Source organism: Neisseria sp. P0017.S009, assembly GCF_051957375.1.
Taxonomy (GTDB): Bacteria; Pseudomonadota; Gammaproteobacteria; order Burkholderiales; family Neisseriaceae; genus Neisseria; species Neisseria perflava.
The window spans coordinates 40292-66884 of record NZ_JBQCWL010000001.1 but is presented as its reverse complement, the minus strand read 5'-3'; the positions used below and the strand labels follow the sequence as shown (position 1 = coordinate 66884).

20 protein-coding genes and 1 other RNA gene are annotated in these 26593 nt (G+C 48.8%); 8 read left to right on the top strand and 13 right to left on the bottom strand.

All coding sequences use genetic code 11. The features are described from left to right. Positions 1–13 precede the first annotated feature (13 nt). Positions 14–1924: an alpha-amylase family protein gene (locus ACTHTG_RS00315; protein ID WP_308538341.1), complete on the bottom strand. Its 1911-nt coding sequence runs from the start codon at positions 1922–1924 to the stop codon at positions 14–16. Positions 1925–2588: 664 nt separating this feature from the next. Here ACTHTG_RS00315 and ACTHTG_RS00310 point away from each other — a divergent pair. From ACTHTG_RS00310 to ACTHTG_RS00300, 3 genes are read left to right on the top strand one after another with little or no spacing between them, the layout of a single operon-like run. Next, the gene (locus ACTHTG_RS00310) at positions 2589–3368 is read left to right on the top strand and encodes a (Fe-S)-binding protein (RefSeq protein ID WP_049344813.1); all 780 of its coding nucleotides are present in this window, start codon (positions 2589–2591) and stop codon (positions 3366–3368) included. Next, on the top strand, positions 3365–4066 hold the full coding sequence (locus ACTHTG_RS00305) for a LutC/YkgG family protein (RefSeq protein WP_440360413.1): 702 nt from the start codon (positions 3365–3367) through the stop codon (positions 4064–4066). The genes ACTHTG_RS00310 and ACTHTG_RS00305 overlap by 4 nt, the downstream gene beginning before the upstream one ends. Beyond that, positions 4063–5517, top strand: coding sequence for a LutB/LldF family L-lactate oxidation iron-sulfur protein (locus ACTHTG_RS00300; RefSeq protein WP_049344815.1), 1455 nt, complete (start codon positions 4063–4065; stop codon positions 5515–5517). Before ACTHTG_RS00305 ends, ACTHTG_RS00300 begins: the two co-directional genes overlap by 4 nt. Positions 5518–5704: 187 nt before the next feature. Here ACTHTG_RS00300 and ACTHTG_RS00295 read toward each other — a convergent pair whose 3' ends face one another. Further along, positions 5705–9538: a DUF3683 domain-containing protein gene (locus ACTHTG_RS00295; protein WP_049336118.1), complete on the bottom strand. Its 3834-nt coding sequence runs from the start codon at positions 9536–9538 to the stop codon at positions 5705–5707. A 260-nt stretch (positions 9539–9798) separates the two neighbouring features. On the opposite strand from ACTHTG_RS00295, the gene ffs reads away from it, so the two are divergent. Continuing rightward, positions 9799–9895, top strand: an RNA gene (ffs, locus tag ACTHTG_RS00290) — signal recognition particle sRNA small type. Positions 9896–10012: 117 nt separating this feature from the next. Here the strand turns inward: ffs and ACTHTG_RS00285 are convergent. The 4 genes from ACTHTG_RS00285 to ACTHTG_RS00270 all read right to left on the bottom strand — a co-directional run bounded on the left by ACTHTG_RS00285 (position 10013) and on the right by ACTHTG_RS00270 (position 13672). Further along, positions 10013–11230 carry a uracil-xanthine permease family protein gene (locus ACTHTG_RS00285; RefSeq protein WP_003679234.1) on the bottom strand — a complete coding sequence of 406 codons (1218 nt, stop codon included), beginning with the start codon at positions 11228–11230 and terminating at the stop codon, positions 10013–10015. Between the two features lie 167 nt (positions 11231–11397). Further along, positions 11398–11709: a hypothetical protein gene (locus tag ACTHTG_RS00280; RefSeq protein ID WP_004520589.1), complete on the bottom strand. Its 312-nt coding sequence runs from the start codon at positions 11707–11709 to the stop codon at positions 11398–11400. 62 nt (positions 11710–11771) lie between these two features. After that, the gene (locus ACTHTG_RS00275; RefSeq protein WP_004520588.1) at positions 11772–12410 is read right to left on the bottom strand and encodes a hypothetical protein; all 639 of its coding nucleotides are present in this window, start codon (positions 12408–12410) and stop codon (positions 11772–11774) included. After that, complete coding sequence (locus ACTHTG_RS00270; protein ID WP_004520587.1) at positions 12410–13672, bottom strand: multifunctional CCA addition/repair protein; 1263 nt, start codon at positions 13670–13672, stop codon at positions 12410–12412. The genes ACTHTG_RS00275 and ACTHTG_RS00270 overlap by 1 nt, the downstream gene beginning before the upstream one ends. Before the next feature lie 192 nt (positions 13673–13864). On the opposite strand from ACTHTG_RS00270, the gene ung reads away from it, so the two are divergent. Then, a complete protein-coding gene (gene ung, locus ACTHTG_RS00265) occupies positions 13865–14524 on the top strand; it encodes a uracil-DNA glycosylase (RefSeq protein ID WP_049336116.1) in 660 nt (219 codons plus the stop codon). Positions 14525–14578: 54 nt separating this feature from the next. On the opposite strand, the gene ACTHTG_RS00260 is transcribed toward ung, so the two are convergent. The 5 genes from ACTHTG_RS00260 to ACTHTG_RS00240 form a co-directional block, all read right to left on the bottom strand. Continuing rightward, complete coding sequence (locus tag ACTHTG_RS00260; protein WP_308538342.1) at positions 14579–15652, bottom strand: sulfate/molybdate ABC transporter ATP-binding protein; 1074 nt, start codon at positions 15650–15652, stop codon at positions 14579–14581. Then, positions 15649–16509, bottom strand: a complete 861-nt coding sequence (gene cysW / locus ACTHTG_RS00255) for a sulfate ABC transporter permease subunit CysW (protein ID WP_308538343.1) — start codon at positions 16507–16509, stop codon at positions 15649–15651. The genes ACTHTG_RS00260 and cysW overlap by 4 nt, the downstream gene beginning before the upstream one ends. Before the next feature lie 84 nt (positions 16510–16593). Continuing rightward, positions 16594–17430, bottom strand: a complete 837-nt coding sequence (cysT, locus tag ACTHTG_RS00250; protein WP_308538344.1) for a sulfate ABC transporter permease subunit CysT — start codon at positions 17428–17430, stop codon at positions 16594–16596. Between the two features lie 160 nt (positions 17431–17590). Beyond that, positions 17591–18040: a DUF4124 domain-containing protein gene (locus tag ACTHTG_RS00245; protein WP_308538345.1), complete on the bottom strand. Its 450-nt coding sequence runs from the start codon at positions 18038–18040 to the stop codon at positions 17591–17593. Between the two features lie 12 nt (positions 18041–18052). Further along, the gene (locus ACTHTG_RS00240) at positions 18053–18247 is read right to left on the bottom strand and encodes a hypothetical protein (protein WP_049336152.1); all 195 of its coding nucleotides are present in this window, start codon (positions 18245–18247) and stop codon (positions 18053–18055) included. Between the two features lie 185 nt (positions 18248–18432). Between ACTHTG_RS00240 and ACTHTG_RS00235 the strand changes: the two genes are divergently transcribed. Both ACTHTG_RS00235 and ACTHTG_RS00230 read left to right on the top strand, forming a co-directional pair. Beyond that, positions 18433–20061 (top strand): ABC-F family ATPase, encoded by a 1629-nt coding sequence (locus ACTHTG_RS00235; RefSeq protein WP_049336108.1) that lies wholly within the window; start codon positions 18433–18435, stop codon positions 20059–20061. 183 nt (positions 20062–20244) lie between these two features. Next, positions 20245–22713, top strand: coding sequence for a calcium-binding protein (locus tag ACTHTG_RS00230; RefSeq protein ID WP_004520575.1), 2469 nt, complete (start codon positions 20245–20247; stop codon positions 22711–22713). A 94-nt stretch (positions 22714–22807) separates the two neighbouring features. On the opposite strand, the gene ACTHTG_RS00225 is transcribed toward ACTHTG_RS00230, so the two are convergent. Continuing rightward, positions 22808–24025, bottom strand: coding sequence for a D-alanyl-D-alanine carboxypeptidase family protein (locus ACTHTG_RS00225; RefSeq protein WP_004520574.1), 1218 nt, complete (start codon positions 24023–24025; stop codon positions 22808–22810). 203 nt (positions 24026–24228) lie between these two features. On the opposite strand from ACTHTG_RS00225, the gene ilvA reads away from it, so the two are divergent. Continuing rightward, positions 24229–25752 carry a threonine ammonia-lyase, biosynthetic gene (ilvA, locus tag ACTHTG_RS00220; protein ID WP_440360412.1) on the top strand — a complete coding sequence of 508 codons (1524 nt, stop codon included), beginning with the start codon at positions 24229–24231 and terminating at the stop codon, positions 25750–25752. A 59-nt stretch (positions 25753–25811) separates the two neighbouring features. Here the strand turns inward: ilvA and trmB are convergent, their stop codons facing one another. Beyond that, a complete protein-coding gene (trmB, locus tag ACTHTG_RS00215) occupies positions 25812–26528 on the bottom strand; it encodes a tRNA (guanosine(46)-N7)-methyltransferase TrmB (RefSeq protein ID WP_039862398.1) in 717 nt (238 codons plus the stop codon). Positions 26529–26593: the final 65 nt, after the last annotated feature.

Sequence of the window (26593 nt, the reverse complement as noted above, 5' to 3'; positions counted from 1 at the left end):
TAAAAAATTCAGCTTATGCAATTTCAAGCCACATGACTTGATAGGGTTGCAGTACCAAGTCCTGATTCAGAGAAACGGTTTGACCGCTGATCAAATCGTGCGCTTTAAACGGCATGGCCTGCAGGGTGTGCGCACTGATGGTTTGCGCATGTTCGCTGAAGTTGCCGAATACCAAAAGCGCGTTGTTGCGCATATAGCCGATGATGTGTTTGTTGTTGGTGTTGAAGGTAACCAACCTGCCGCCATTAAAGCGCGGATTGCTTTGGCGGATGGAAATCATATGGCGTAAACCTTGGAAGATTTGACCGGCAGTGGTCGAGCTGTCATGGCGTTGGTTGTACAACTCCTCATTGTAACGAGGACGGTGTGCCCAGCGGCTGTCATCGCTCTTGTTGCTGTCTTGAGACCAGTCATCGTCATTGAGCGTACCCACTTCGTCGCCTAGGTAAATCAGCGGCAGGCCGCCGGTACTCAAAGCAATGCTGTACAAAAGTTTGATGCGGTCAACGGCATGCGGATCGTTTTGAGCCAAGCCGACCAATGCTGCTGCTGTACCACTGACACGGCAGTCACCTGTGCTTGGGTTGTATTGGAATGGTACGCCACGCGCGAAGCTGCCGTCAAAATGGTTGACGAAGAAGCGGTTGAGGAATTGGCGGTGGTCGTAGCCGTGGATGCCGAATTGCGATGCGTCTTCGTCGGCAAACGTCCAGCCGATGTCGTCATGGCTGCGGACGTAGTTGACCCATGCTGTGTGGTCGGGCAGGTTGTGACGGTAGGTCAGTGCTTGATGGAGCAGGTTGACTTCGCGTGTGGCGAGGGTGTTCCACAACAATGCCATTTGCAGAGGGTTGTAGCCGATTTGACATTCGTCTTGGCTGATGTATTGGACAACTTGGTCAGGGTGGACGATGGCTTCGGATTTGAAGAACACGGCTGGCGCTGCGATACGCATTACAGAGTTAAACGCGCGAATCAGGGCGTGTGCCTGAGGCAGGTTTTCGCAGCTTGTGCCCATTTGCTTCCAAATAAAGGCAACGGCATCCATGCGCAGAATATCAACGCCCAAGTTGGCAAGGAACATCATTTCGCCTGCCATGGCACGGAATACCCACGGGTTGCTGTAATTTAAGTCCCATTGGAAGGAGTTGAACGTCGTCCATACCCAGCGTCCGTCTTCCAGTTGGGAGAAGCCGCCCGGATGTTGGTCAGGGAAGATTTCACGCAGGGTGCGGTCGTATTGGTCGGGCATCCAGCGGTCAGGGAAAATATAGTAGAAGTTGTCGTAGAGTGGATCGCCGGCAGCGCAGCGTTTTGCCCATTCGTGTTCGTTGGAAGTGTGGTTGAAGATGAAATCGACAACGGCGGAAATGCCTGCTTCGTGCAAGGCGGCAATGACATCGCGCAAGTCGTCTATTGTACCCAGTGCTGGATTGACATCGCGGTAGCTGCTGACCGCATAGCCGCCGTCGCTTTTGCCTTCAGGGCATTTAAACAGGGGCATCAGGTGTAGATAGGTCAGGCCCAATTCTTGGAAATAAGGGATTTTGGCTTTCAACCCTTGCAGATCGCCTGCGAACAAATCGACGTAGCACACGCCGCCAACCTGTTTGTTGGACAAAATCCAGTCAGGATCGTTTTCTCGCGCGATATCAATATCTTTTAAAGATGCGTTGCGTTGGGAATAGCTTTGCCATGCTTGGGCAATCAGTTGCTCCAGCATAGGGAGGACGGCTTCGTTGTTGTTGTATACGTTGTCCAGCTCGTGCATCAGTTTTGGGAAGTGTTCCTCAAGTCGTCTGTCAAACTGTTTCCAGTCTTCAGATGTCTCGATGCTTGCACGCTGTTCGGGGGTATAAATCGATAGGGTGCGTTCTTTAAGGTGATGCAAGGTCAAATCAACCTGTTGAGTCTGGGTCAACATAATGCCTACTCTGAAATTAAGGTGAAATTGTTTTGAAGCTTGGTTTCACTTCTTTTACAAATCCATGCCGATTGTGGGCGGCTAAGACTGTAATTTTGCGTCAAGAGACTGTCTCAATGATACTGGAAGTGCTTGAGTGTGCATAGAGTTTTCAAGGTTAAGAAGGATGATTTTTCAAGTGTTTGATTTTGATTAAAAGTAAGGTTGAGCATATGGAAAGCGGCCTTTTGACGAACTTATCTTTCAGACGACCTGAGTCTTGTGAGAAAAACTTTTATTTTTATTATCTTAGACATCTTTTTATTCAGATATGGCCGTCTGAAACATATGTACAGCATAATGGGTCGCTTATTTTGTTTAAAAATGAGTCATAGAGATTAAGTTCATGACTTCTGATGTAAATCAAGATTCTATAAAGAGGCAGTTATTGTGTTTTAAATAGAGAGAATGTACGAGCTTCATTCATTAAAAAATGAATCCATCAGTTTTCTTATTGATAGTGGTTATTATGTAGATTATCAAGTTAATAAGGAAAAGGTGTTTGTCTGGTTTGTCATGCTTTTTTAATATTATTTTTTAAAATTAGACTTGACCCATTACAAGCAATTACTTAAAGTATCCATCTTATTTTTACACAAGAAAACGGGTTGTCCCGTTCTAAAAAATGAGCGCAATCAAACCACCACAAATCACTGTATTCGACAGCAAGCCAACCGATGCTTATTTCTTCGGTACTTGCGTTCTCGACCTTTTCATGCCTGAAGCAGGCATGGATGCCATTACTTTAATCGAACAACAGGGTATCCGTGTCCATTATCCAATGGAGCAAAGCTGCTGCGGTCAACCGGCCTATTCGTCAGGCCATCCTAAAGAAGCCTTTGATGTTGCCAAAGCGCAACTGGATTTATTCCCTGAAAATTGGCCGATTGTCGTGCCTTCCGGTTCTTGCGGCGGCATGATGAAACACCACTGGCCGACTTTGTTCAAAGGTACCGAGTACGAGCAAAAAGCCATTGATTGCGCCAATCGTATCATTGAATTTACCCACTTCCTGCTGGCGATTGGTTACAAACCTGAAGATAAAGGCGAGCCGGTTAAAGTGGCTGTTCATACTTCCTGCGCGGCGCGTCGCGAGATGAATGTACATTTGTCAGGCTGGCAGTTGATCGACGGCATGGAAAATGTTGAACGTATCGTTCACGACCATGAAAGCGAGTGCTGCGGTTTTGGCGGTACATTCTCTGTGAAACAAGCCGATATTTCCGGAGCGATGGTAACCGACAAAGTTGCCGCGCTGAAAGAAACCGGCGCAACTGAAATCATCAGCGCGGACTGCGGTTGCATGATGAATATTGGCGGCAAAATCGCTAAAGACGAACCCAATATGCCACGTCCGAAACATATTGCATCTTTCCTGTTGGAACGCACCGGAGGTAAAGCATGAGCGCGCGCGAAAATATTTTAGCGAAATTGAAAAAAGCCGATGCCTTGCCGATGGAAGAACCGCCGGTTTTCGATTATTACCATGAAATGGGTGTTTCTTGGGCAAACGATGTCGAACGCTTGAAACATTGGGCGGCTGCCATGCGTGCCGTCAAAACTGAAATCTATTGGGTTACCAAATCCAACTGGCCGCAAGTATTCCGTCAAGCCGCCGAAGGCAAGGGCTTGAAAAACATTCTGCTTCCATTGGAAACAGAACATGGTCAGCTGGCCCGTGCAGCTTTGGCCGATACCGATATTGAACCGCGTGGTTTTGAGCGAAAAATCGACGACTGGAAAAACGAATTCTTTACCGATATTGAGGCTGGTTTTAGCGGCTCTAAATGCGGTATTGCCCGTACCGGTACGATTATGCTGGAGTCCAGTCCTGTCGAGCCACGCAGCCTGAGTTTGGTTCCGCCTGTGCATTTCTGCTTGTTTGACACCAGCAAAATGTACAACGAATTACATAATGCTGTTGAAGGCGAAAAACTGGTAGAAAAAGGCATGCCTACCAACGTTATTTTGATTTCCGGCCCGTCTAAGACTGCTGATATTCAATTGACTTTGGCCTATGGTGCACACGGCCCGCGCGATTTGGTGGTTTTGGCCGTTCTGCCTGATCACATTTCCCCTGCCGATTTGGAGGAAAAAGCATGAGTTCCCAAACCATTAAATTCCATATGAAGCCGGAAACGTTCAAGCAAAACGCCGCGATTTCTTTGCAAGACAAACCTTTGCGTAAAAGCTTGCGCACAGCGATGGACATGCTGATGACCAAGCGCAAAGCCGTTTTGACAGATGAAGAAGAGCTGCAAAGCCTGCGTGACTTGTGTGAGCATGTCCGTCAACGTTCGTTGTCCAAATTGCCTGCATTATTGGAACAGCTGGAAGAAAACCTGACCAAGTTGGGCGTTAAAGTCCACTGGGCAGAAACACCTGCCGAAGCCTGCCAAATCATTCACAACATCATTACCGATAAAAACGGTAAGCTGATGGTGAAAGGCAAATCTATGGTCAGCGAAGAGATTGAGCTGAACCATTATCTGCAAGATCAAGGCATCAAAGCGATTGAGAGCGACTTGGGCGAGTTTATCGTTCAAATGGCCGGCGAGAAACCAACCCATATCGTGATGCCTGCCATTCATAAAACCAAAGAGCAGGTTAGCGAGCTTTTCCATCAAAACCTCGGCACTCCATTAACAGATGATGTAGACCAGTTGACTGGATTTGCGCGTAAAGCATTGCGCGATATTTACAGCACTGCCGATGTCGGTTTGAGCGGTGTGAACTTTGCCGTTGCTGAAACGGGCACTTTGTGTCTGGTCGAAAATGAAGGCAACGGCCGCTTGAGTACCACTGTACCGCCTGTGCACATCGCCATTACCGGTATTGAAAAAGTGGTTGCGAAGCTGTCGGATGTTCCGCCTTTGTACAGCCTGCTGCCACGCTCCGCCATCGGTCAGAACATTACCACTTATTTTAATATGATTACCGGTCCTCGCCGTAGCGAAGAGCTGGACGGCCCTCAAGAAATGCACTTGGTACTGCTTGATAACGGCCGTAGTCAAGCGTATGCAGAAGATCAAATGCGCCGTACCTTGCAATGTATCCGTTGCGGTGCGTGTATGAACCACTGTCCGGTTTATACCCGTATCGGTGGCGCGGCCTACGGTACGACTTATCCCGGCCCGATTGGCGAGATTATCTCTCCGCATTTGTTAGGCTTGGATGCGACACGCGATCTGCCGACTGCATGTACCATGTGTGGCGCCTGTGTTGAGGTTTGTCCGGTACGCATTCCGATTACCGAACAAATGCAACGTCTGCGTGTTGAAGCGCAACGTTCGCCAACAGAAACCGTTCCTCATCCTATCCGTGGTCAAGGCGCATCGCATACCTTCGGCGAGCAAATGGCGTGGCGTACGTTTAACGGCATTTTCAGCGGCAGTAAGGCTTATCGAGCATTCGGCTGGGCTGCTACCAAATTCCGTGCATTGACGCCAAGCAAGCAGTTAAGCTGGACCAATAACCATGTTCCGATGAAACCTGCCAAGCAAACATTGCATGAGATGATGGCAGAAAGAAAACGTCAGCAAGAAAAAGCATAAGACTTGAAAATAAAACCTGGGGGATAAAAGCCTCAAGTTTTATTTTTTATTGAATACTGCTGGTGTAGCATCGCTATTTGTAAAGGCATTTGATTTGATTATTGTATTTTGATTCTTTTGAATAAAAAGGCCGTCTGAAAGATTTTCAGACGGCCTTTATTACATCCAAAAGTTTTTGTCTAAGTCCTTAGAGCAATACTTTTTCTACACCGCCGTTATTGGCTTTTTTTACAAACTCATCCAGCCAGTTTTCGCCGAGGATGTGTTTCGCCATTTCGATGACAATGTAGTCGGCAGGCATATTGTTGTCGTCGGCGTAGCGGCTCAGGCCTTGCAGGCAGGCTGGGCAGGAGGTAAGCATTTTGACGGGTTCGCCCTGAGGCAGCTCTTTGAGGTTTTTCTCAATTTCCTCTTGTTTGCGGAACTTGACCTGAGTGGCAATGTCGGGTCGTTTGACGGCAAACATACCGGACTCGCCGCAGCAGCGGTCGCTTAAGACGACTTTCTGTCCCATCAGGCTGCTGGCCATTTGGGTGGCATTCATGGTTTTGATCGGGGTATGGCAAGGGTCGTGGTAGAGGTATTGCTGACCTTGTACGCCGTTTAGCTGCACACCTTTTTCAAGCAGATATTCATGGATGTCGATGATACGGCAGCCTGGGAAGATTTCTTCAAAACGGTATTTTTCCAGTTGGTCGTAGCAGGTACCGCAACTGACGACGACGGTTTTAATGTCGAGGTAGTTGAGGGTGTTCGCCATACGGTGGAAAGCCACGCGGTTGTTGGTGCTCATTTCTTCGGCTTTAGCCTTATTTCCGCCTGCGTCTTGCGGATAGCCGCAACACATATAGCCCGGCGGCAGGACGGTTTGTACGCCGACATGCCAGAGCATGGCTTGAACGGCTAGTCCGATTTGGCTGAACAGGCGCTCAGAGCCGCAGCCGGGGAAGTAGAACACGGCTTCGGCATCTTCCGGAGAAGCCGGATTGCGGATGATAGGAATACTCTTGTCGTCTTCTATACCCAGCATGGAGCGTGGAGTTTTAGCAGGCACGCTTTTCGGCAAAGGACGGTTGATGAAGTGGATAACCTGTTCTTTGATTGAGGCGGTACCGACGGTGGCTTTCGGTTCGGCTTTTTGCTTTTTAGTGCCAATCGGAAGAAGCTTGCCGATTTTGTAGGCAAAGTTTTGCGCTGGGAAGCCGGTCTGTATCATGGCGGCGCGAAGGGCTTTAATGGTTTTCGGGCCTGTGGCGTTCAAAAATGCCATACCCATTGAAGCTGCAGGCGCAAAGCGTTTGTGGCCGGAATCGGCAAGGTAGTTGCGGACGGCTACGGTAACGTCGCCAAAGTCGATGTTGACAGGGCAGGGCTTAACGCAGCGGTGGCACACGGTGCAGTGGTCGCCGATGTCCATCAGTTCTTCAAAATGCTTGACGGAAACGCCGCGACGGGTTTGTTCTTCGTATAAGAAGGCTTCGGTCAGTAAGCCCACACCGAGGATTTTGTTGCGGGGGCTATACAGTAGGTTGGCACGCGGAACATGAGTAGAGCAAACAGGTTTGCATTTGCCGCAGCGCAGGCAGTCTTTGACGGAATCGGCGATGGTGCCGAGGTCTGATTTTTCCATAATCAGCGATTCCGCACCCAAAAGCTCGAAAGACGGCGTATAGGCGTTGCGCAGGTCCGAGCCTTTCATCAGTTTGTGACGGTTGAAGGTGTGTTTGGGATCGACTTGGTTTTTGTAATTCCAAAACGGTTGCAAATCTTCATCTGTCAGGAATTCGAGCTTGGTAATGCCGATGCCGTGTTCGCCGGAAATTACGCCGCCGAGCGAACGGGCGATTTTCATGATGCGTTCCACAGAACGGTAGGCCGTCTGAAGCATTTCGGCATCGTCTGAGTTAACCGGAATATTGGTGTGAACGTTACCGTCGCCGGCGTGCATATGCAGGGCGACGAAGACGCGGCTGCGTACGGTTTTGGCGTGGATTTTGCCCAAGCCTTGGATAATTTTGGTATCTGTTTTGCCGCTGAAGATTTCAGAAAGCGGCTTCATTACGTCCGCTTTGACAGACACGCGCAGGCGGAAATCGCGGAAGGCAATAAAGCAGCTTTCATTGTTTTTGGCTTCGGGCGCAGCGTGGACGGCTGCGCCATAGCGTGCTTTATAGTCGGCAAGCGGCGCGTCTAAGTTAGCAAGCAGCCATTCCCAACGCGCTTTGACAGCGGAAACGTGGGCTAGGGCGTGTTTGCCGCGTTCGCCCAATAGTTCGGCGGTTGGCAGGTCTGTTCCCATTTTGTCGATGGGGAGTTTGCCGGACAGATATTGCTCTAAGGCGGCACAGAGTTTGAGTTTGTTTTGAATGGAAAGCTCAATGTTGATGCGCTCGATGCCGTCTGAATACTCACCGAGCCGCTCCAGCGGAATCACTACGTCTTCGTTGATTTTAAAGGCGTTGGTATGTTTGGCGATGGCGGCGGTGCGGCTGCGGTCAAGCCAGAAGGTTTTGCGCGCTTCTGGAGATATGGCGATAAAGCCTTCGCCGTCGCGGGCGCGGGCAAGTTTGCAGATGTGTTCGGCGGCTGCCTGTACGGCGGCTTCGTCATCGGAAACCACGTCTGCCAGCAAGACCATTTTAGGTCGGCCTTTACCTGCCGCTTTGGTGGCATAACCGACGGCGCGGACGTAACGCCAGTCTAAATGCTCCAAACCCGCCAGCCGAACGCTTTCATGGGTAAGCAGGAAATCGCGGATTTCGACGATGGAAGGCGTTGCGGTGGCGACTGTACCGAAAAATTCCATACATACAGTACGCGTGTATTTCGGCATTTTGTGCAATACGAAGGCGACGCTGGTGATGATGCCGTCTGTGCCTTCTTTCTGCACGCCGGGCAGACCGCTCAAGAATTTGTCGGTAACGTCTTTGCCCAAACCGACTTTGCGGAATTTGTGGCCGGGGATTTCCAAGCGTTTGGTATTGACGATATTGCGGCCGTCTGAATCCAACGTATGTACATCAAACAAGGCGATTTCTTCATCGTGGATTTTGCCAAAATTGTGGCGAACGCGTTCGATACGCAACCATTCGCCTTGAGGGTTGATCATGTTCCAGTAGGCGAGGTTGTCCAAGGCAGTACCCCACAGCACAGCTTTTTTGCCACCTGCATTCATCGCCACATTACCGCCCACGCAAGACGCATCGGCGGAAGTCGGATCAACGGCAAACACCAAACCCGCCTGATGCGCGGTTTCTTCCACCCGGCGGGTTACTACGCCTGCGCCACAATGGATAATCGGATGTCTGCCGTCCAAGCCTGCCAGCTCAACATATTCGACGCCGCGATGCTTGTCGAGTTTTTCGGTATTGATGACTGCGCTGTTTGCGTCTAAAGGTACTGCGCCACCAGTGTAGCCGGTACCGCCACCGCGTGGGATAATGACCAAGTCCAACTCAATTAAAGCGCGCACCAAAGGCGCGATCTCTGCCTCGGTATCAGGATTAACGACAACAAACGGATACTCCACGCGCCAGTCAGTCGCATCGGTAACGTGCGTTACTCGAGCCAATCCGTCAAACATAATATTGTGCGGCTTGGTAATTTTGCTTAAGCGATCCAAAATTTGATGGCGTTTTTGGCTGGTTTCATCAAAACTGCTATCAAAACGCTCGACTGCTTTTTCTGCTGCTGCAACCAAGACATCCACTTGCCGATTATCGTCGCGGCGTTTGCGGATTTCATTTAAGCGGTGGCGCATTTCCCGCACCAGCGCGGCGCGGCGTTTCGGATGCTCCAGCAAATCATCGACCAGATACGGATTACGCACGACCACCCAAATATCGCCCAATACTTCAAACAGCATTCGTGCCGAACGTCCTGTTTTGCGTTGACCGCGCAGGTCTTGCAGGATTTGCCACGCTTCGTTGCCCAACAGTCGGATGACGATTTCGCGGTCGGTATAAGAAGTATAGTTATAGGGAATTTCTCGAATACGCTGAGGGGCAGTAGTCGTGGTCATGGTCGTGTTCCGTTGATGGATGTAATGTTTTTATATTAAAGGCCGTCTGAAAAATGCAATTTCTTCTTGATGGCGTAAAGTGTTAATGTAGTGTAATTTTCGATATTTTTCAACGGAAAAGACAATAAACATTTCAATGGGAATGATTTTCAACTAGGTAATATTGTTTACAATCTTGTCATGTAAATGATTTTCAGACGGCCTGACAGATTTTATCGCTTGAGTTTTTCTGTAAAACCGCTATAATGCGTTTCTTCTATGGCGGGTCTCCCCGCATGGTAATTCGGAACACCGGGTCAGGGGCGGAAGCCAGCAGCCCACTCTGATGAGCCAGTGCCGGGGGTTCGGCTCGCCACCTTATTCAAAAATGCCGGAGATGGTTAAGTCTCCGGCATTTTTCATTGTATAAAGCGTAATAAAAAGGCCGTCTGAAATCTCATTTTCAGACGGCCTTTGAGTTTATGAGCCAGCTATTTATGCTTCTTCTGATTTTGTATTGGGCAAAACGCAGTTCAGGATAATGGCCAATACGGCGCATAAACCTACACCGGCGAAGCTCAAAGTACCTACTTTGATAATCATGCCGCCGATACCTGTCGTCAATACGGAACTGACGATAACCAGATTTTTCGGCTGCATCAAATCGACTTTCGCATCAATCAATGTTTTGATGCCCAAAGAGGCGATTGTACCGAACAGCAGCAACATAATGCCGCCCATAACCGGCATAGGAATCGAAGCCAAAAACGCGTTGAACTTACCGAAAAATGCCATGAAAATCGCAAAAATTGCCGCCCAAGTCATGATAACGGGGTTGCTGTTTTTGGTAATCATCACCGCGCCGGTCACTTCACCGTAAGTGGTCACAGGCGGGCCGCCGATCAAACCGGCCACGCACACGCCCAAGCCGTCGCCGGCGAGGGTTTTGTCCAAGCCCGGGTCTTTAGTGTAGTTTTTGCCGGTTACATTACCGATGGCCATAATGCCGCCGATGTGTTCGATGGCCGGGGCGATGGCAACGGGCAACATAAACAAGGCAGCCTGCCAGTTGACTTGAGGCGTTTCAAAATGAGGGACGGCAAACCAAGGAGCGTTGATGATGGCGCTGGTATCGACCAAGCCCATGATCAAAGCCAACACATAGCCTGAAGCCACGCCGATCAGAATCGGAATCAGCTTCATCATTTTGCTGCCGAAGACAGAAACAATGACGGTTACCGCAAAGGTAAAGCCGGACAGAATCAGCGAGTCGATATAGTCGATGACCTGTTTTCCATCCGCCTGACCCATGGCCATGCTGCTGGCTGCAGCGGCCACGGACAAACCGATTACCATAATCACCGGACCGATAACCACGGGCGGCAACAGCTTGTGTACCGCATCTAGACCGCGCCATCTAATTAGCGCGGCAAAGACAAAGTACATGAAACCTGCCGCAAACAGGCCGAACATGGTAGAAGGCAGGCCCCATTCGCCGATGGAGTAGATAATCGGTGCAATAAAGGCAAAAGAAGAGCCGAGGAAAATCGGCACTTTACGTTTGGTAACCAATTGGAACAACAAAGTGCCCAAGCCTGCGCCCAATAATGCCAAAGCCGGGTTCAGTCCCGTCAGAAGCGGCACAAGCACCATGGCACCGAATGCGACGAACAAAATCTGCGCACCGGCTACCGCCGTTTTAAGCTGATTCATAAAAGCTCCGAAGAAAATTCAAATGGCGCAGATTATACTGATTTATCCTAATTGTGAACATTTATTTACAAAAGGCCGTCTGAACATATGTAACGATGACACCTGTTCAGACGGCCTTATTCGATAGCGAATTGTTAATAACTTATCAAAATCGATTAGGAAAATTTTCAGCCGCGTGTTTCGCGCCAAACCAAATAATCGCGCAGGGGTGGCATGGGCGGATTGATGCAGTGCGGACAGATGCCGGTTGTGTCTTCATCGTCGCTGTCGATATGGTAGTCGTTTGGATCGAAGCGCACCTGCTGCATCACAGCTTGCGCCAATGCTTGTTCCTGTACGACATCAAATTCAAATTTTTCCAAAATCTCATTCAATAGGCAGATTTCGCCGTCGCTGAAAGATTCGCTGTGTTTGACAATGAGGCGTTGATAATCTTTATTGCTGATTTTTTCGTGAAGTAAATTGGTCTGGATAGTCATGATTTTATTGTTGAAATAAGATGGTTAAGGTGCGGATTATAGCGGATATCGTGTCGGCTGTTTCAAAGGGCGTCTTTAAGTTGACGGGCTTTGGCGAATGTGGGGATAAATCTGTTCAATTCAATATTGACTGCCTGAAAATCGCGGCTATCAAAAAAATCGCCGATACGTATGGTTTTTCCCTGATAATCGAAAGACCATGCACCTTGTACACATTTTTGGATACGTAAAATATTGGGGACATTGTGAATTTTTCGTTTCATACCATTTTGGTAGAGGTTTTCGTTTGGCAACCTCTGTTTCCTTCCTTGTGCAACAGGAGCTTGGGGAATATGGTCACGAGAATGCCATTCGGAGATTTCTGACAACGGGAAACTACGCCAACGCCCAATGGAAAACAAGGTATAACCATGAGACAGCGTATGGTTACGGATCTTGATGTTTTCACGTCCGAAAAGTTGCCAAAGAAGGCCGTAAACAAGTGAACCGACTAAGTAGAAAGTAAAAAGTAAAGGGATGAGAATGGCTTCTAAATTAGTGAAATAGTGCTCTTCAAGGTAAAACGGCGCGATGCATGTAAGAACAAAGGAAAACATAAGAAATACCGCGGTAAAACCGATTTCCTGCGAGTCATGTACAACACGAGCAGATACGGCAATGCCGTCGGGCATGCGTTCGATTTTATAACGCGAAGATGCCATCAATAGCCTCCTATTTTTTCAGCCTGATACGCTTTTTGCAGCGGCCTAATTTGCGCCAAGCGGGCATGATCGATTTGTTCGGCAATTAAATGGGCTTTGCCTTGTGCGCGGCACTCGGCGGCAATTTTGCCTGCATCTACTTGATTGGCGGCCTCAAGTAAGGCCAGCCAGTGTTCACGTTGCGGATAAGGCGTGTTTTCAAGATTCAGACGGCCTTGTTTGTCGGCCACGCAGACGTTTAAGGCCGTCTGAAAACGTTCGGGGCGGCGGAATGCGTCGGTTTTTTTCAAAACATTCAAAATAGTTTTACTTTTGAACTGCCCGACTTGATGGAGCATGATGTGCCAACGGCAGACGAGTTCGGCAAGCTCGGCGCAGTGTTTGGGCGCGCGCAGGCGTTGATTGACTTCGCGGACGGGTTCGACGCCGTTAAGGTCGTGTCCGTAGTGTTTCGGCAGTATATCGGCCGGTGTTTTTGCCTTGCCCAAGTCGTGCAATAAGGCAGCATAGCGTTCAGCGAGGGACAGGTTCATCTCGGCGGCTCGTTGTACAACCATCAGCGTATGAATACCGCTGTCGATTTCGGGATGATAGTCGGCGCGTTGCGGTACGCCGAAAAGGGCATCGACTTCTGGCAGTAAAACTTTGAGTGCGCCGCATTCGCGCAAAACTTCAATCATTCGGCGCGGATTTTTCTCCATCAAGCCTTTGGCCAATTCCTGCCAGACACGTTCGGCAACCAAGGCATCCGCTTCGCCGTTTTCTACCATTTGCCGCATCAGCGACATGGTTTCATCGGCAATTTGAAAACCATAACGCGCGGCAAAACGGGCGATACGCAAAATCCGCACAGGGTCTTCGGCAAAGGCAGGCGAAACGTGGCGCAGGATGCCGGCCGCCAAATCTTGTTGTCCGCCAAAAGGATCGATGATCGTGCCGTCTGAATCCTGAGCCATGGAATTGATGGTCAGGTCGCGGCGCATTAGGTCTTGTTCCAGCGTAACGTCTTTATCGGCATGAAAACTGAATCCGGCATAGCCTTTGGCAGTTTTACGCTCGGTACGGGCGAGGGCGTATTCTTCGTGGCTGTCCGGGTGGAGAAAGACGGGAAAATCCTTGCCAACAGGTTGATAGCCTTGAGCTAACATGGTTTGCGCATCTGCACCGACGACTACCCAGTCGCGGTCTTTGACGGGCAGGCCTAAAAGATGGTCGCGGACAGCGCCGCCGACAAGATAGGTTTTGATGGTTTGTGTATTCATATAAAAATCGAACGATATAAAAAGGCCGTCTGAAAAGCCGTATTGGGTTTTCAGACGGCCTGAGTCAGAACGCTATTATGACGCTTTAGGTTTGTTGCTGTCGATAATCTTCAGTCCTGCGGCGACAACAAACCATATCGTTATGCGGCATATCCTTTATAATAAGCCCATTCAAATACGGAGCGGCAAATAATGCAGACTTGGCACGAGGCAATTGGTGCGGAAAAAGAAAAGGCGTATTTTCAAACGATTTTGGAGAAGGTGCGCCATGAAAGGCAGGCGGGGATAACCGTTTATCCGCCCGAGCGCGATGTATTCAATGCCTTTCGGACGACTGAATTCGGAAATGTAAAGGTAGTGATTTTAGGGCAAGACCCGTATCACGGTGCGGGTCAGGCGCATGGTTTGGCTTTTTCCGTCCAGCCTGAAATTGCGGTGCCGCCGTCGCTGGTCAATATTTATAAAGAGTTGGCGACGGATATTGAGGGTTTTCAGATTCCGCAACACGGCTATTTGCAGCATTGGGCGGAACAGGGCGTGTTGCTGTTGAACACGGTATTGACTGTCCGTGCCGGTTCAGCGCATTCCCATGCGACTTTTGGCTGGGAGGCGTTTACCGATGAAGTCATCCGACAATTGGATAAGGAACGCGAGCATTTAGTCTTTATGCTGTGGGGCAGCCATGCGCAGAAGAAAGGCGCGTTTATCGACCGCAATCGCCATTTGGTGCTGACCGCGCCGCACCCTTCGCCTTTATCGGCATATCGCGGCTTTTTTGGCTGCAAACATTTTTCGCAGGCAAACGCTTATTTGCAGGCACATGGTTTAGAGCCGATTGATTGGCAGGTTTAAATAAGATGAAAGGCCGTCTGAAAGCAGATTTTCAGGCGGCCTTATGCTTTAGTCTCAAATCGAATATTCAATCAGCTCGTTTTGAGAAAAGACATAAACCTGTTTCGGAATCAGCCTCAATTCTTTGCCTTCGGCGATTTGGTAACGCGCGGCATCGCTGCCTGCCAGCGTGATATGCACGTCTTGTTTGTCGTGTTTTACCACAATATGCGTCAATGCGCCGACGGCGTGGATTTTTTCGATTTTGGCGCGGATCATCGGGGTTTCGTTTTCGGCGGCAAGCTGCCATTCGTGCGGACGGATGTAGCCGATAGCGGTTTGTTCCTGCCATTTGTAGTGCGTGTCCAATTTCCACGCGAAGCCGTTGTAATGCCAGATGCCTTTTTCGATTCTGCCTTCGAAGGCGTCGGTTTCGCCGAGAAATTCGGTAACGAAGGCGTTTTCAGGTTTGCGGTAAATGGCTTCGGCACTGCCGGTTTGCTCGATTTTGCCGTGGTTCATGACGACGATTTCGTCGGAAACTTCAAGGGCTTCTTCTTGGTCGTGCGTCACCAGAATACTGGTTACGCCTAGGTTGTGATGGATGTCGCGCAACCAGGTGCGTAATTCTTTTCGCACTTTGGCATCCAGCGCGCCGAAGGGTTCGTCCAAAAGCAGGAGTTTCGGTTCGACCGCAAGCGCACGGGCGAGGGCGATGCGCTGGCGTTGGCCGCCGGAGAGCTGGTGCGGATAGGATTTGGCGAGGTGGGAGAGCTGCACGAGTTTGAGCAATTCTTCGACTTTGGCGCGGATTTGTTCTTTAGACGGGCGTTCAGACTTGGGTAATACGGTCAAACCGAAGGCGACGTTGTCAAACACGTTCATGTGGCGGAAGAGGGCGTAGTGTTGGAATACGAAACCGACTTTGCGCTCGCGCACATGCTTGGCGGTTACGTCTTGGCCGTCAAAGAGAATATTGCCGCCGTCGGCGTTTTCCAGTCCGGCGATAATGCGCAGTAGCGTGGTTTTGCCGCAGCCGGAAGGGCCGAGCAGGGAAACGAGTTTGCCGGTGGGGACATTGAGGTTGATGTTTTTCAGCGCGTGGAACGCTCCGAAGTGTTTGTTTAGATTTTGAATAGTAATGCTCATGCTGCGTTCCTTTCGGCGGCGGCGAGTTTTTTGTCTTGTAATTTGGTGATGATGTTCTGCACCGCCAGCGTCGCCAGTGCTAAGAGTGCCAATACGCCGGAGAGGGCGAATGCGCCGGTGAAGTTGTATTCGTTGTAGAAGATTTCGACCAAAAGCGGGATGGTGTTGGTTTCGCCGCGGATATGCCCCGATACCACGCTGACCGAGCCGAACTCGCCCATCGCGCGGGCGTTGGTGAGGATGATGCCGTAGAGCAGCGCCCATTTGATGTTGGGCAGGGTAACGCGCCAAAACATCTGCCAGCCGCTTGCGCCGAGTATCAGCGCGGCCTGTTCTTCGCTGTCGCCCTGTGCTTGCATTAAAGGAATGATTTCGCGTGCGACAAAGGGGAAGGTAACGAATAAGGTCGCCAAAATAATGCCGGGGATGGCGAAGATAATCTGTATGCCTTGCGCTTCGAGCCAGCCGCCCAATGCCGTGTGCGCGCCGAACAATAAGACGAACATCAAACCGGCCACCACGGGCGATACGGAAAACGGTAAATCGAGCAGGGTGGTCAGCAACTGCTTGCCGCGAAAATCAAAACGGGTTAGCAGCCACGCCATCGACACGCCCAATACGGCATTGACGGGGACGACAATCAGCGCGGTAATCAGCGTCAATTTGATGGCAGACCATGCCTCGGGATCGGTCAGAGATTGCAGGTACAAATCCCAACCGCCTTTTAAGGCTTCATAGAATACGGCAACCAAAGGCACGACCAGCATCAGCAGCAGAAAGCCCAAGGCGATAGCAGTCAGCAATACGCGCAGCCAACGCGGTTCGCTCAAGTTTGGATTAGTGGAATGGGTTTTCATGTTAGTGAAGTCTCTATTTATTCTTGTATCCGTTTAGGCCGTCTGAAAAATGTTTGCTTGATGTTTCAGACGGCCTGTTGTTTGTTAAACCTTCGCTCCGGCGCGGCGGCTCAAAGTCCATTGCATGATGTTCAAAATCAGCAGGATGACAAACGAAATCATCAGCATAAACAGAGCAACGGCAGATGCACCCTGAGCATCGTATTGCTCCAGTTTGCCTGTAATAATCAAGGGCAGAATTTCAGACACCATCGGAATATTGCCCGCAATAAAAATAACCGAGCCGTATTCGCCGGTAGAGCGGGCAAACATCATGCCTGCGCCGGTCAACAGGGCCGGTGTGATTTCAGGTAAGAGGACGCGGCGGAACGTAGTCCAACGGCTTGCGCCTAAAGTCACCGCCGCTTCTTCATACTCGCCCGACAATTCTTCTAATACCGGCTGCACGGCGCGGACGATAAAGGGCAGGCTGACGACGATCAGCGCAATCCAAATGCCGATGGGTGTAAACGCGATTTTGATGCCCAAAGGCTCGAAAAAACGGCCTATCCAGCCATTGGGCGCATACAGGGTTGCCAACGCAATGCCTGTTACCGCCGTCGGTAGCGCAAACGGCAAATCGACCAAAGCGTTTACCAACCCTTTGCCCGGAAATTCATAGCGCACCAATACCCAGGCGACCAACGTGCCGAACACGATATTGGTCAACATCGCATAAAACGACATCCGCAAGCTCAGCCAGACGGCCGCCAAGACATTGGGTTCGGTAATCGTGTTCCAAAATCCGCTCCAGCCGATTTCCGCCGCTTTGGCCGCCATCATTGCAAACGGCAAAACCACCAAAAGCGACAGGCATAAAACCGTCAAACCCAGGCTGAGCTTGAAACCCGGCAATACAGAAGGCGTTTTGAGTAACAACATAATGGCAACCGTCAGAATTTAATACACGCTTACTTTAACAAGGCAGTCTGAAAACTGGAAAGAATGCTTTGTTTGGTATAAAGACGATTTTGTTATATTGAAAAGATGAAAAGGTCGTCTGAAAACCAAATTTCAGACGACCTTGCTGGTGTGGTAAATATCAATAGGCAACAGGATCTTGAGATGCAGGCTGGCGTTGCGCCGCGTCATAGTTTTCCTGAGCCGAGCGGACGGCTTTTTCTAAACCGTTGATCCGTTCGAGATAACGGGCGTAGTTACGCTCATTGCCATAACGCACTTTTTTGCCTTCTTCCAAATTTTTCTTGGCGGTATCTAAAGCACGCTTGGCTGCGCCGACGTCAGCCGGATTGACCGGGGCGACAGCTTCTTCCGCTTGCTCGGTTTTGCTTGGGGAAGTCGGCGTTGCCGGTGTTGAAACAGGCGCAGAAGTATAGACGGACGGTTTGCCGATATTGCTGGCTTTGCAGTTTTTGCCGCCGGCTTGGGTATAGACTTTGCGGCCGGCAGAATCGGTACATTCAAAAATAGGCGCGGCGGAAATTGCAGTTGTCAAAGTGAGTAGTAATGTACTGATCCAAATTTTGTTCATTTTTATTTTTCCTTAAAACCATTTCCACCAAACAAGCAAAGCCGCAATCATGATGATGTTGGCGAAGAGGATGGGCTTCCACTGTCTGGGCGCACGTCGTAATTCAGCGCCAGATCGTGTGCGGCGGATATAGAAAAACGGGCTGAGCAGCATGGAAGCGGCGCATACCAAAATAATCACGGCGTAATAGATTTTGTGCGTTTCCATATTGTTTCTCCGTTTCAGACGGCCTGAAATGCTGCCTACAACGCATTTTTGCGTGAAGCGCTGTCTGTTTTTATCTTGCATAGGCATTGGGCACACTTGCTATGGCCTCAATCCTGAGGTCTTTGCAAAAATATGCTACAATCGCGTCCGATTATAACATTCTATTTATAAAGGTTTTACGAATAATGATTTCTACCAACGGCATCACCATGCAGTTCGGCGCAAAGCCGCTGTTTGAAAACGTATCCGTCAAATTTGGCGAAGGCAACCGTTACGGCTTGATCGGCGCCAACGGCTCAGGCAAGTCCACCTTCATGAAAATCCTCGGCGGCGATTTGGAACAGACTGCCGGCGAAGTAGCGATTGAAAACGGCGTGCGTTTGGGTAAATTGCGCCAAGACCAGTTTGCCTACGAAGACATGCGCGTGCTGGACGTAGTGATGATGGGCCATACCGAAATGTGGGCGGCGATGACCGAGCGTGATGCGATTTACGCCAACCCCGAAGCTACCGAAGACGACTACATGAAAGCCGCCGAACTGGAAGCTAAGTTTGCCGAATACGACGGCTACACTGCCGAAGCACGCGCTGCCGAATTGTTGAGCGGCGTGGGCATTTCCGAAGATTTGCACAATGCGACCATGGCAGAAGTCGCCCCGGGCTTCAAGCTGCGCGTATTGCTGGCGCAAGCCCTGTTCTCCAAGCCAGATGTATTGCTTTTGGACGAACCGACCAATAACTTGGACATTAATACCATCCGCTGGTTGGAAGGCGTGTTGAACCAGTACGACTCCACCATGATTATCATCTCGCACGACCGTCACTTTTTGAACGAAGTCTGCACCCATATGGCGGATTTGGACTACAACACCATCACCATCTATCCGGGCAACTACGACGACTATATGCTTGCTTCCGCCCAATCGCGTGAGCGCGCCCTGAAAGACAACGCCAAAGCCAAAGAGAAACTGCAAGAGCTGCAAGAGTTCGTTGCACGCTTCTCTGCGAACAAATCCAAAGCCCGTCAGGCAACCAGCCGTCTGAAGCAGGCAGACAAAATCAAATCGGAAATGGTCGAAGTCAAACCTTCTACCCGTCAAAACCCGTATATTCGTTTTGAAGCCGACGAAAAAGCCAAATTGCACCGTCAGGCTGTGGAAGTTGAAAAACTGGCCAAACGCTTTGAAACCCAGTTGTTTAAAAACCTGAACTTCATCCTTGAAGCAGGCCAACGCCTTGCCATCATCGGCCCGAACGGCGCGGGTAAATCTACCTTGCTGAAACTCTTGGCAGGTGCGTACAACCCCGAATATTCAGGCGGCCTGCTGCCGGACGAAGGCACCATCAAATGGGCGGAAAAAGCCAGTGTCGGCTACTATCCGCAAGACCATGAAAACGACTTCGACGTCGATATGGACCTGAGCGAATGGATGCGCCAATGGGGTCAGGAAGGCGATGACGAGCAAGTCATCCGCGGCACTTTGGGCCGCTTGCTCTTTGGCAGCAACGATGTTGTGAAAAAAGTGAAGGTTCTCTCCGGTGGCGAAAAAGGCCGTATGCTTTACGGCAAACTGTTGCTGTTGAAACCCAATGTCTTAGTCATGGATGAACCGACCAACCACATGGACATGGAAAGCATCGAATCCTTGAACATGGCACTAGAAAAATACAACGGCACGCTGATTTTTGTATCGCATGACCGTCAGTTTGTATCTTCATTGGCTACCCAAATCATCGAATTGGATGGCAAAGGCGGATATGAACACTACTTGGGCGATTACGAAAGCTATCTGGAGAAAAAAGGTTTGGCTTAAATCTTTATCAACAATCTAATAAGGCATTGAGATGCCGTCTGAAAATTTCTATATTTTCAGACGGCATTTTCTTTTCAAAATTAAACAATAGTATATTGAACTTTTATGCCAAAATTATGACTAATAAAAGCATTTTACAAAAGAATAATTCAATATTACGACATTTTTGAAGGAATATATTAAATGGTAAACATTAAAACAGCAGTACCCAATGCCTCTCAATATGGTGCCAAACTTGGCTATACGACTTATGAGGCAGAACAAAGTGAACTGAAAAACGGCGTTGTTAAAAATGCCTCTTCTTCAGAGGCAGAACGCGCAACTGCCCGTGAAGCAAGCGGTCAGGCATATGTTGATTTGCCTACTAATGCATCTGTGTCATTTATTGCACAAGCAGATGCCAATGCCGTAACCATCCGTTATACCGTTCCTGACGGTGAAAGCGGTAAAGTAGAAGTCAAAGTCAATAATACAGTGATCGGTACTTTGGATTTGTCTTCCAAATCTAACTGGCAATATTTGGATAACTATACATATCATCCGAATGATGATATTAAAGTTCATGATACGCCTGCGGCAGATAGGCTTGCCCGCTTCCAATTTGACGAAGTCAGCCAATTATTTAAAGAGGCCAATATCAAGGTAGGGGATAAGGTTACAATCACTAATATCGACAGCACGCCCGTAGGCATTGACTTGGTTGATTTGGAAAAGGCACCGGACGCCATTAGACAGCCTGAAAACAGTGTCAGCATTACTGATTTCGGCGCAGTCGCCAATGACGGCTCGGATGATTACCAAGCATTCATAGCTGCGATTGAATCTGCAAAAGCGTCTAAAAAATCTGTTTACATTCCTGAAGGTCAATTTGATTTTTCACGACCGATTTCCCTTTATGTTCCTGATGGTATTAAGATTACCGGTGCAGGGCAATGGCACACTAAGTTACATTTTTTGAATACTGAAGCTGCTAAATACGATGATAAGGGTTATGCGAGCGGTGGCGGTGGTATTACTTTTGAACCCGGTAGTAAAGATATAGATTTGGGCAATCTCTCTATGGATTCAAATCTAAATTCAAGACATGATGAGAAAGCCAATTATAAAGGGATATCCGGCACTTTAGGTACTGGCTCTTCTATTCACGATATCAAAATTGAACATTTTGAAGCTGGCGTATGGATTGGGGATTATTCTAAAAACAAACCTTTAAATTACACTGATGGTTTGACTATCTCCAATGCCACTATTCGCAACAACTTTGCAGACGGCGTTAACTTTGCACAAGGTACCAGCAATTCCACTGTTATCAATTCCAATATCCGTGGCAATGGTGATGATGGCTTAGCAACATGGTCAAGTCATCATGAGAATACCAATGCCCATGTTGCTGAAAATAACCACTTTTTAAACAATACCGTTGAATTAGGCTGGCGTGCGGCAGGTATTGGTATCTTTGGCGGCAAAGGTCATGAAGTAGCCAATAACCTTATTAAAGATAATGCCAATTGGGGTGGCGTACGCTTAAACACTGTATTCAAAAACAGCCATAATTTTGATTTCAATGATACGGGTATTTCCGTTCACGATAACTTACTGGTAAACAACGGGACTAATGCCGACACATATGGTCGTGTTAAAGGTTCTATCGATTTGGAAGAAGGCAGGGATTATGCTACTCCCGAAAAAGATATTTTGGGAGAACTCAACAATATTAAAATTGAAAATAACACTATTGTGAATAATCTTTCCGACCAAGAGATTACCAAAACCCGTAATCCTAAAGAAGGCAATATTCCGGAGCCTGTAAACGAGACTACATTAACCATCGAAAATAATCATAGCCTTTCGGTAGCAGAAAATACTTCTGCAAAAAATGTAGCGGAAATAGATGATCACAGTCTTACCCAAGCTGCGAATCATTTAGGTGCTGATAATATCATCACAATTACAGACAGCAGCCATGCTCTTGTCAGCGGCGGCGATGGCAATGACCGTATCAGAGGCGGTTTGGGCAATGATACGATTAACGGTGATTCAGGTAATGACATTATTTTTGGCTATGATGGAAACGATCGTCTCAATGGCGGTATGGGTAATGATTCTATACATGGAGGTAACGGCAACGATACTTTATGGGGTGAAAGTGGCAATGACCGTTTGAATGGCGGCGATGGCAACGATGTTTTATTTGGCGGACAAGGAACCGATTACTTGGTAGGCGGTAAGGGTGCCGATACTTATGTTTTCAGCCTTGGAGAAGGTAAGGATACGATTACCGATAATGTGGGCGAACATAATGCACTGCAATTTGGCCAAAATATCTCTGTTAATGACCTGCATATTGATGCCATCACTGATGTTCGAGGCAATATCGATTGGAAAATTACCGTTAAGGGATCAGAAGGGGACAGCATTACCATCAATGACCAATTCGTTTCCGGTAACACTAACAATGCCGTGATTGATACCTTCCGTTTCGATGAAGGCACATTGAGCCTGCAAGAGTTGATGGGTAGGTTGTCAGGTAATGACAATATCAGTAATTTGTCAGACGTCAATACGCATACTGACCGCATGAGCTACTCGTCTGTCGATACGGTTGATGTTCACGATGACACAGCATCTACCGCCAACGCTGGAATTATCTAATTAGCTGTCTTTTAGGCTGAATAAAGGCCGTCTGAAATCTGGCAAACAGGTTTCAGACGGCCTTTTTGTGGCTTATTTTGTTATGGTTGATTGTTTAACTGAATAAACCTTTAAACCACAACACAATCGCGTCCCACATACGGCGCAACCAGCTGCCTTCTTCCACGCCGGTTAGGGCGACGACGTCTTTTTCGGCAATGATTTTGCCGTCTTTCATGACTTTCAGTTTGCCCAATACTTGACCTTTTTCAATCGGGGCGAGGACGGGCTGAAGCGTTTCTAAGATTGGTTTGACGTTTTTGCCGGTATCGTGGGGAATGGTAATGTAAACATCGTCCAAGAAACCGATGTCTACGGCTTTGGTGCTGCCTTTGTAAACTTTGACTTGGGAAATCACTTCTCCGCCGTTGTAAAGTTTAGGCGTATCAAATGCCTGCAATGACCAGTTGAGCAGTTTGCTGCTTTCGCTTGCGCGCGCTTCGGTGGATTCGGCACCGGCAAGGATGGAAACAATACGGCGGTTGTTACGTTTGCTGGAAGCAGCAAGATGATAGCCTGCGCCTTCAGAATAGCCGGTTTTCAAACCGTCGATACTGCTGTCGCGATAGAGCAGAAGATTGCGGTTGGGCTGCTCGATATTATTGTATTTGAAAGATTTATTTGCAAACAAAGGATAGTATTTCGGATAGTCGTTGATCAGCGCGGCTGCCAAAATGGCCAAGTCGCCAACGGTTGAAACATGGCCGTTAGAAGAAATGCCGGTCGGGTTGTTGAAGTGGGTGTGCTTCATGCCCAAGCGTTTGGCTTCTTCATTCATTTGTTTGACGAATTCATCGATAGAGCCGTTACCGATGGCTTCTGCAAGGGTGATGGCGGCATCGTTGGCCGATTGGATGGTTGTCCCCTTAATTAAGGAGCTGACGCTGACAGGCACTTTTGGGTCGAGGAACATACGCGAACCTTCGACTTTCCATGCGGCATTGGAAACGGTCAGCATTTGGCTTGCTTCAAGTGTACCGTTTTCTAATGCTTTAAAGGCAAGGTAGGCAGTCATCATTTGCGTCAACGCGGCAGGTTCGATAGGCGCGTCGGCATTGTTGGATGCCAAGGTTTGCTTGCTGTGCAGGTCGGTAACGATGTAGGCGGTTGCCGCGATTTCCGGAGGCGTTGTCGGACTGTTGATGCTGTGCAACAATGGCTGCGGCTGTGCCTCGCCTTGTACGGCAGGTGCGGAGGCAACCGGGTCGGCGGCAAGGGCGTGGGTATTCAGGAGGGCAGCAAAAATTAAGCTAAGTAGCGTTTTTTTCATCATTGTTTGTAAATTTGAATATGGGTGGATACTGTTATCGAGTAAACAGTTTGGCATACTAAATAGATAGTAAGCGGACATTATACCGTTTCATTCAGGCTTTGCTAAGATTTTTCTTGCCTTCAGACGGCCTCAGGGGTATGGTTTTAACTTTTTCCTCAGGCCGATTCGGCCGAATGACAATTTATTTTCGAACACTGAATACCATGAACCATCCTCTTCCTCTTTCCGATTATCTGACCCGTATTTTGACCGCTTCCGTTTATGATGTAGCCGTAGAAACGCCTTTGGATTTGGCACGCAGTCTGTCAGGCCGTCTGAACAATCAGGTTTTGCTCAAACGTGAAGATTTGCAGCCGGTGTTTTCGTTCAAAATCCGCGGTGCGTACAACAAAATGGCGAAGCTGCCGAAAGAAGCTTTGGATTGCGGCGTGATTGCTGCCAGCGCGGGCAACCATGCGCAGGGTGTGGCTTTATCGGCGCAGTATTTGGGTTGCCGCGCCGTCATCGTGATGCCGGAAACAACGCCTAAAATCAAAATTGACGCGGTAAAGAGCCGTGGCGGCGAAGTGGTATTGAAAGGCGTGTCTTACAATGATGCCTATGATTATGCGATGGAGTTGGCCGAAAAGGAAAAGCTGACTTATATTGCGCCTTTTGATGATCCGGATGTGATTGCCGGCCAGGGAACCATCGGCATGGAAATCCTCCGTCAACACCGCAATATCAATGCGATTTTTGTTCCGATTGGTGGAGGCGGCTTGGCAGCAGGCGTAGCGGCGTTTATCAAACAAGTTTGTCCTGAAATTAAAGTGATTGGCGTGCAAACTGATGATTCTTGCTGTATGAAGCAATCGGTTGAGGCAGGGAAAATCGTACATTTGAAAGATGTCGGCCTGTTTTCAGACGGCACGGCGGTTAAAGTGGTGGGCGAGGAAACCTTCCGCCTGTGTAAAGAGCTGTTGGACGAAATTATTACGGTCAATACGGATATGTTGTGCGGCGCGATTAAAGATATTTTTGACGATACGCGTAGCATTACTGAGCCTGCGGGCGCATTGGCTCTTACCGGCCTGAAGGCTTACGTTGCGAAAAACAATATCCAAGGTCAAAATTTGGTTGCCGTCACCAGTGGCGCCAATATGAACTTCCACCGCTTACGCCACGTTTCGGAGCGCAGTGAGCTGGGCGAGGGCAACGAAGGTATTTTCGCCGTTACCATTCCCGAAGAAAAGGGCAGCTTCCTGAAGTTTATCAATTTGCTGGGAAGCCGGAACATTACTGAGTTCAACTATCGCTACGGCAGCGATAAAAATGCGCATATTTTTGTCGGCTTGCAAACCGCCGGTGCGCAAGACTTGGCCGTCATCAGCAAACAACTGGCTGACGCAGGTTTGCCCAATGTCGATCTGACCAATGACGAAATCGCCAAAATCCATATCCGTTACATGGTCGGCGGACGTACGGAAAAAGTATCCAGCGAACGCTTGGTCAGCTTTGAATTTCCGGAGCGTCCCGGCGCATTGTCCCGCTTCTTGAACCATATGCGCGCCGAATGGAATATTACTTTGTTCCATTATCGCAATCATGGTGCGGACTACGGCCGTATTTTGGTCGGTATCGATGTACCTGAAAGCGACAATGAAGCCTTTGCCGACTTCTTGGAGAGCTTGGGTTATGTTTATAAAGAAGAAACCGATAATCCGGCTTATAAACTTTTCTTGGCTTAATCAGTAAGATAAAAGGCCGTCTGAAAAATTTCAGACGGCCTTGTGTTTTATGTTCGGCTTTATTTTTTACGGAACACCAAGTCCCAAACGCCATGACCCAATCGTTTGCCTCGGGCTTCAAATTTGGTTTCAGGACGATAATCGGGCGTAGGGGCGTAATCGGCAGCCGTGTTTTGCAAAGCGTCGAAACTGCTCAAAACCTCCAGCATTTGCACGGCGTATTCTTCCCAGTCGGTCGCCATATGGACATAGCCGCCGCTTTTGAGTTTGGGCAGCAGCTTTTCAACAAACGGCACTTGTACCAAGCGGCGTTTATTGTGACGTTTTTTGTGCCAAGGGTCAGGGAAGAAAATATGAATGCCGTCTAAAGAACCGTCTTCCAGCATCTTTTCCACTACTTCCACCGCATCATGACGCATTACGCGGATATTGGAAATGTGTTCTTCCTCAATCAGCTTCAAGATATTGCCGACGCCCGGGCCGTGAACATCAATTGCTAAAAAGTCGGTATCGGGCAGACGTTTGGCGATTTCCACTGTCGCGACGCCCATACCGAAACCGATTTCCAAAACTTTAGGATTATCCCGGCCGAATGCGCGGTTCAAATCCAAAGGAGCTTCTTGGAAGTCCACACCAAATTGCGGCCACATTGTATCGATGGCGCGCTGTTGGGCAGCGGTCATATGGCCTTGACGCAAGACGAAACTGCGGATGCTGCGTTTGTGTTCTTCAGGAACGGTATTTTCGGGTGTATTTTCTGGAATGTTTTCGGACATGTTGTTTTAAATCAGTGAGAAATCAAATAAAAGGCCGTCTGAAAAAATCAGACAACCCTGCATAT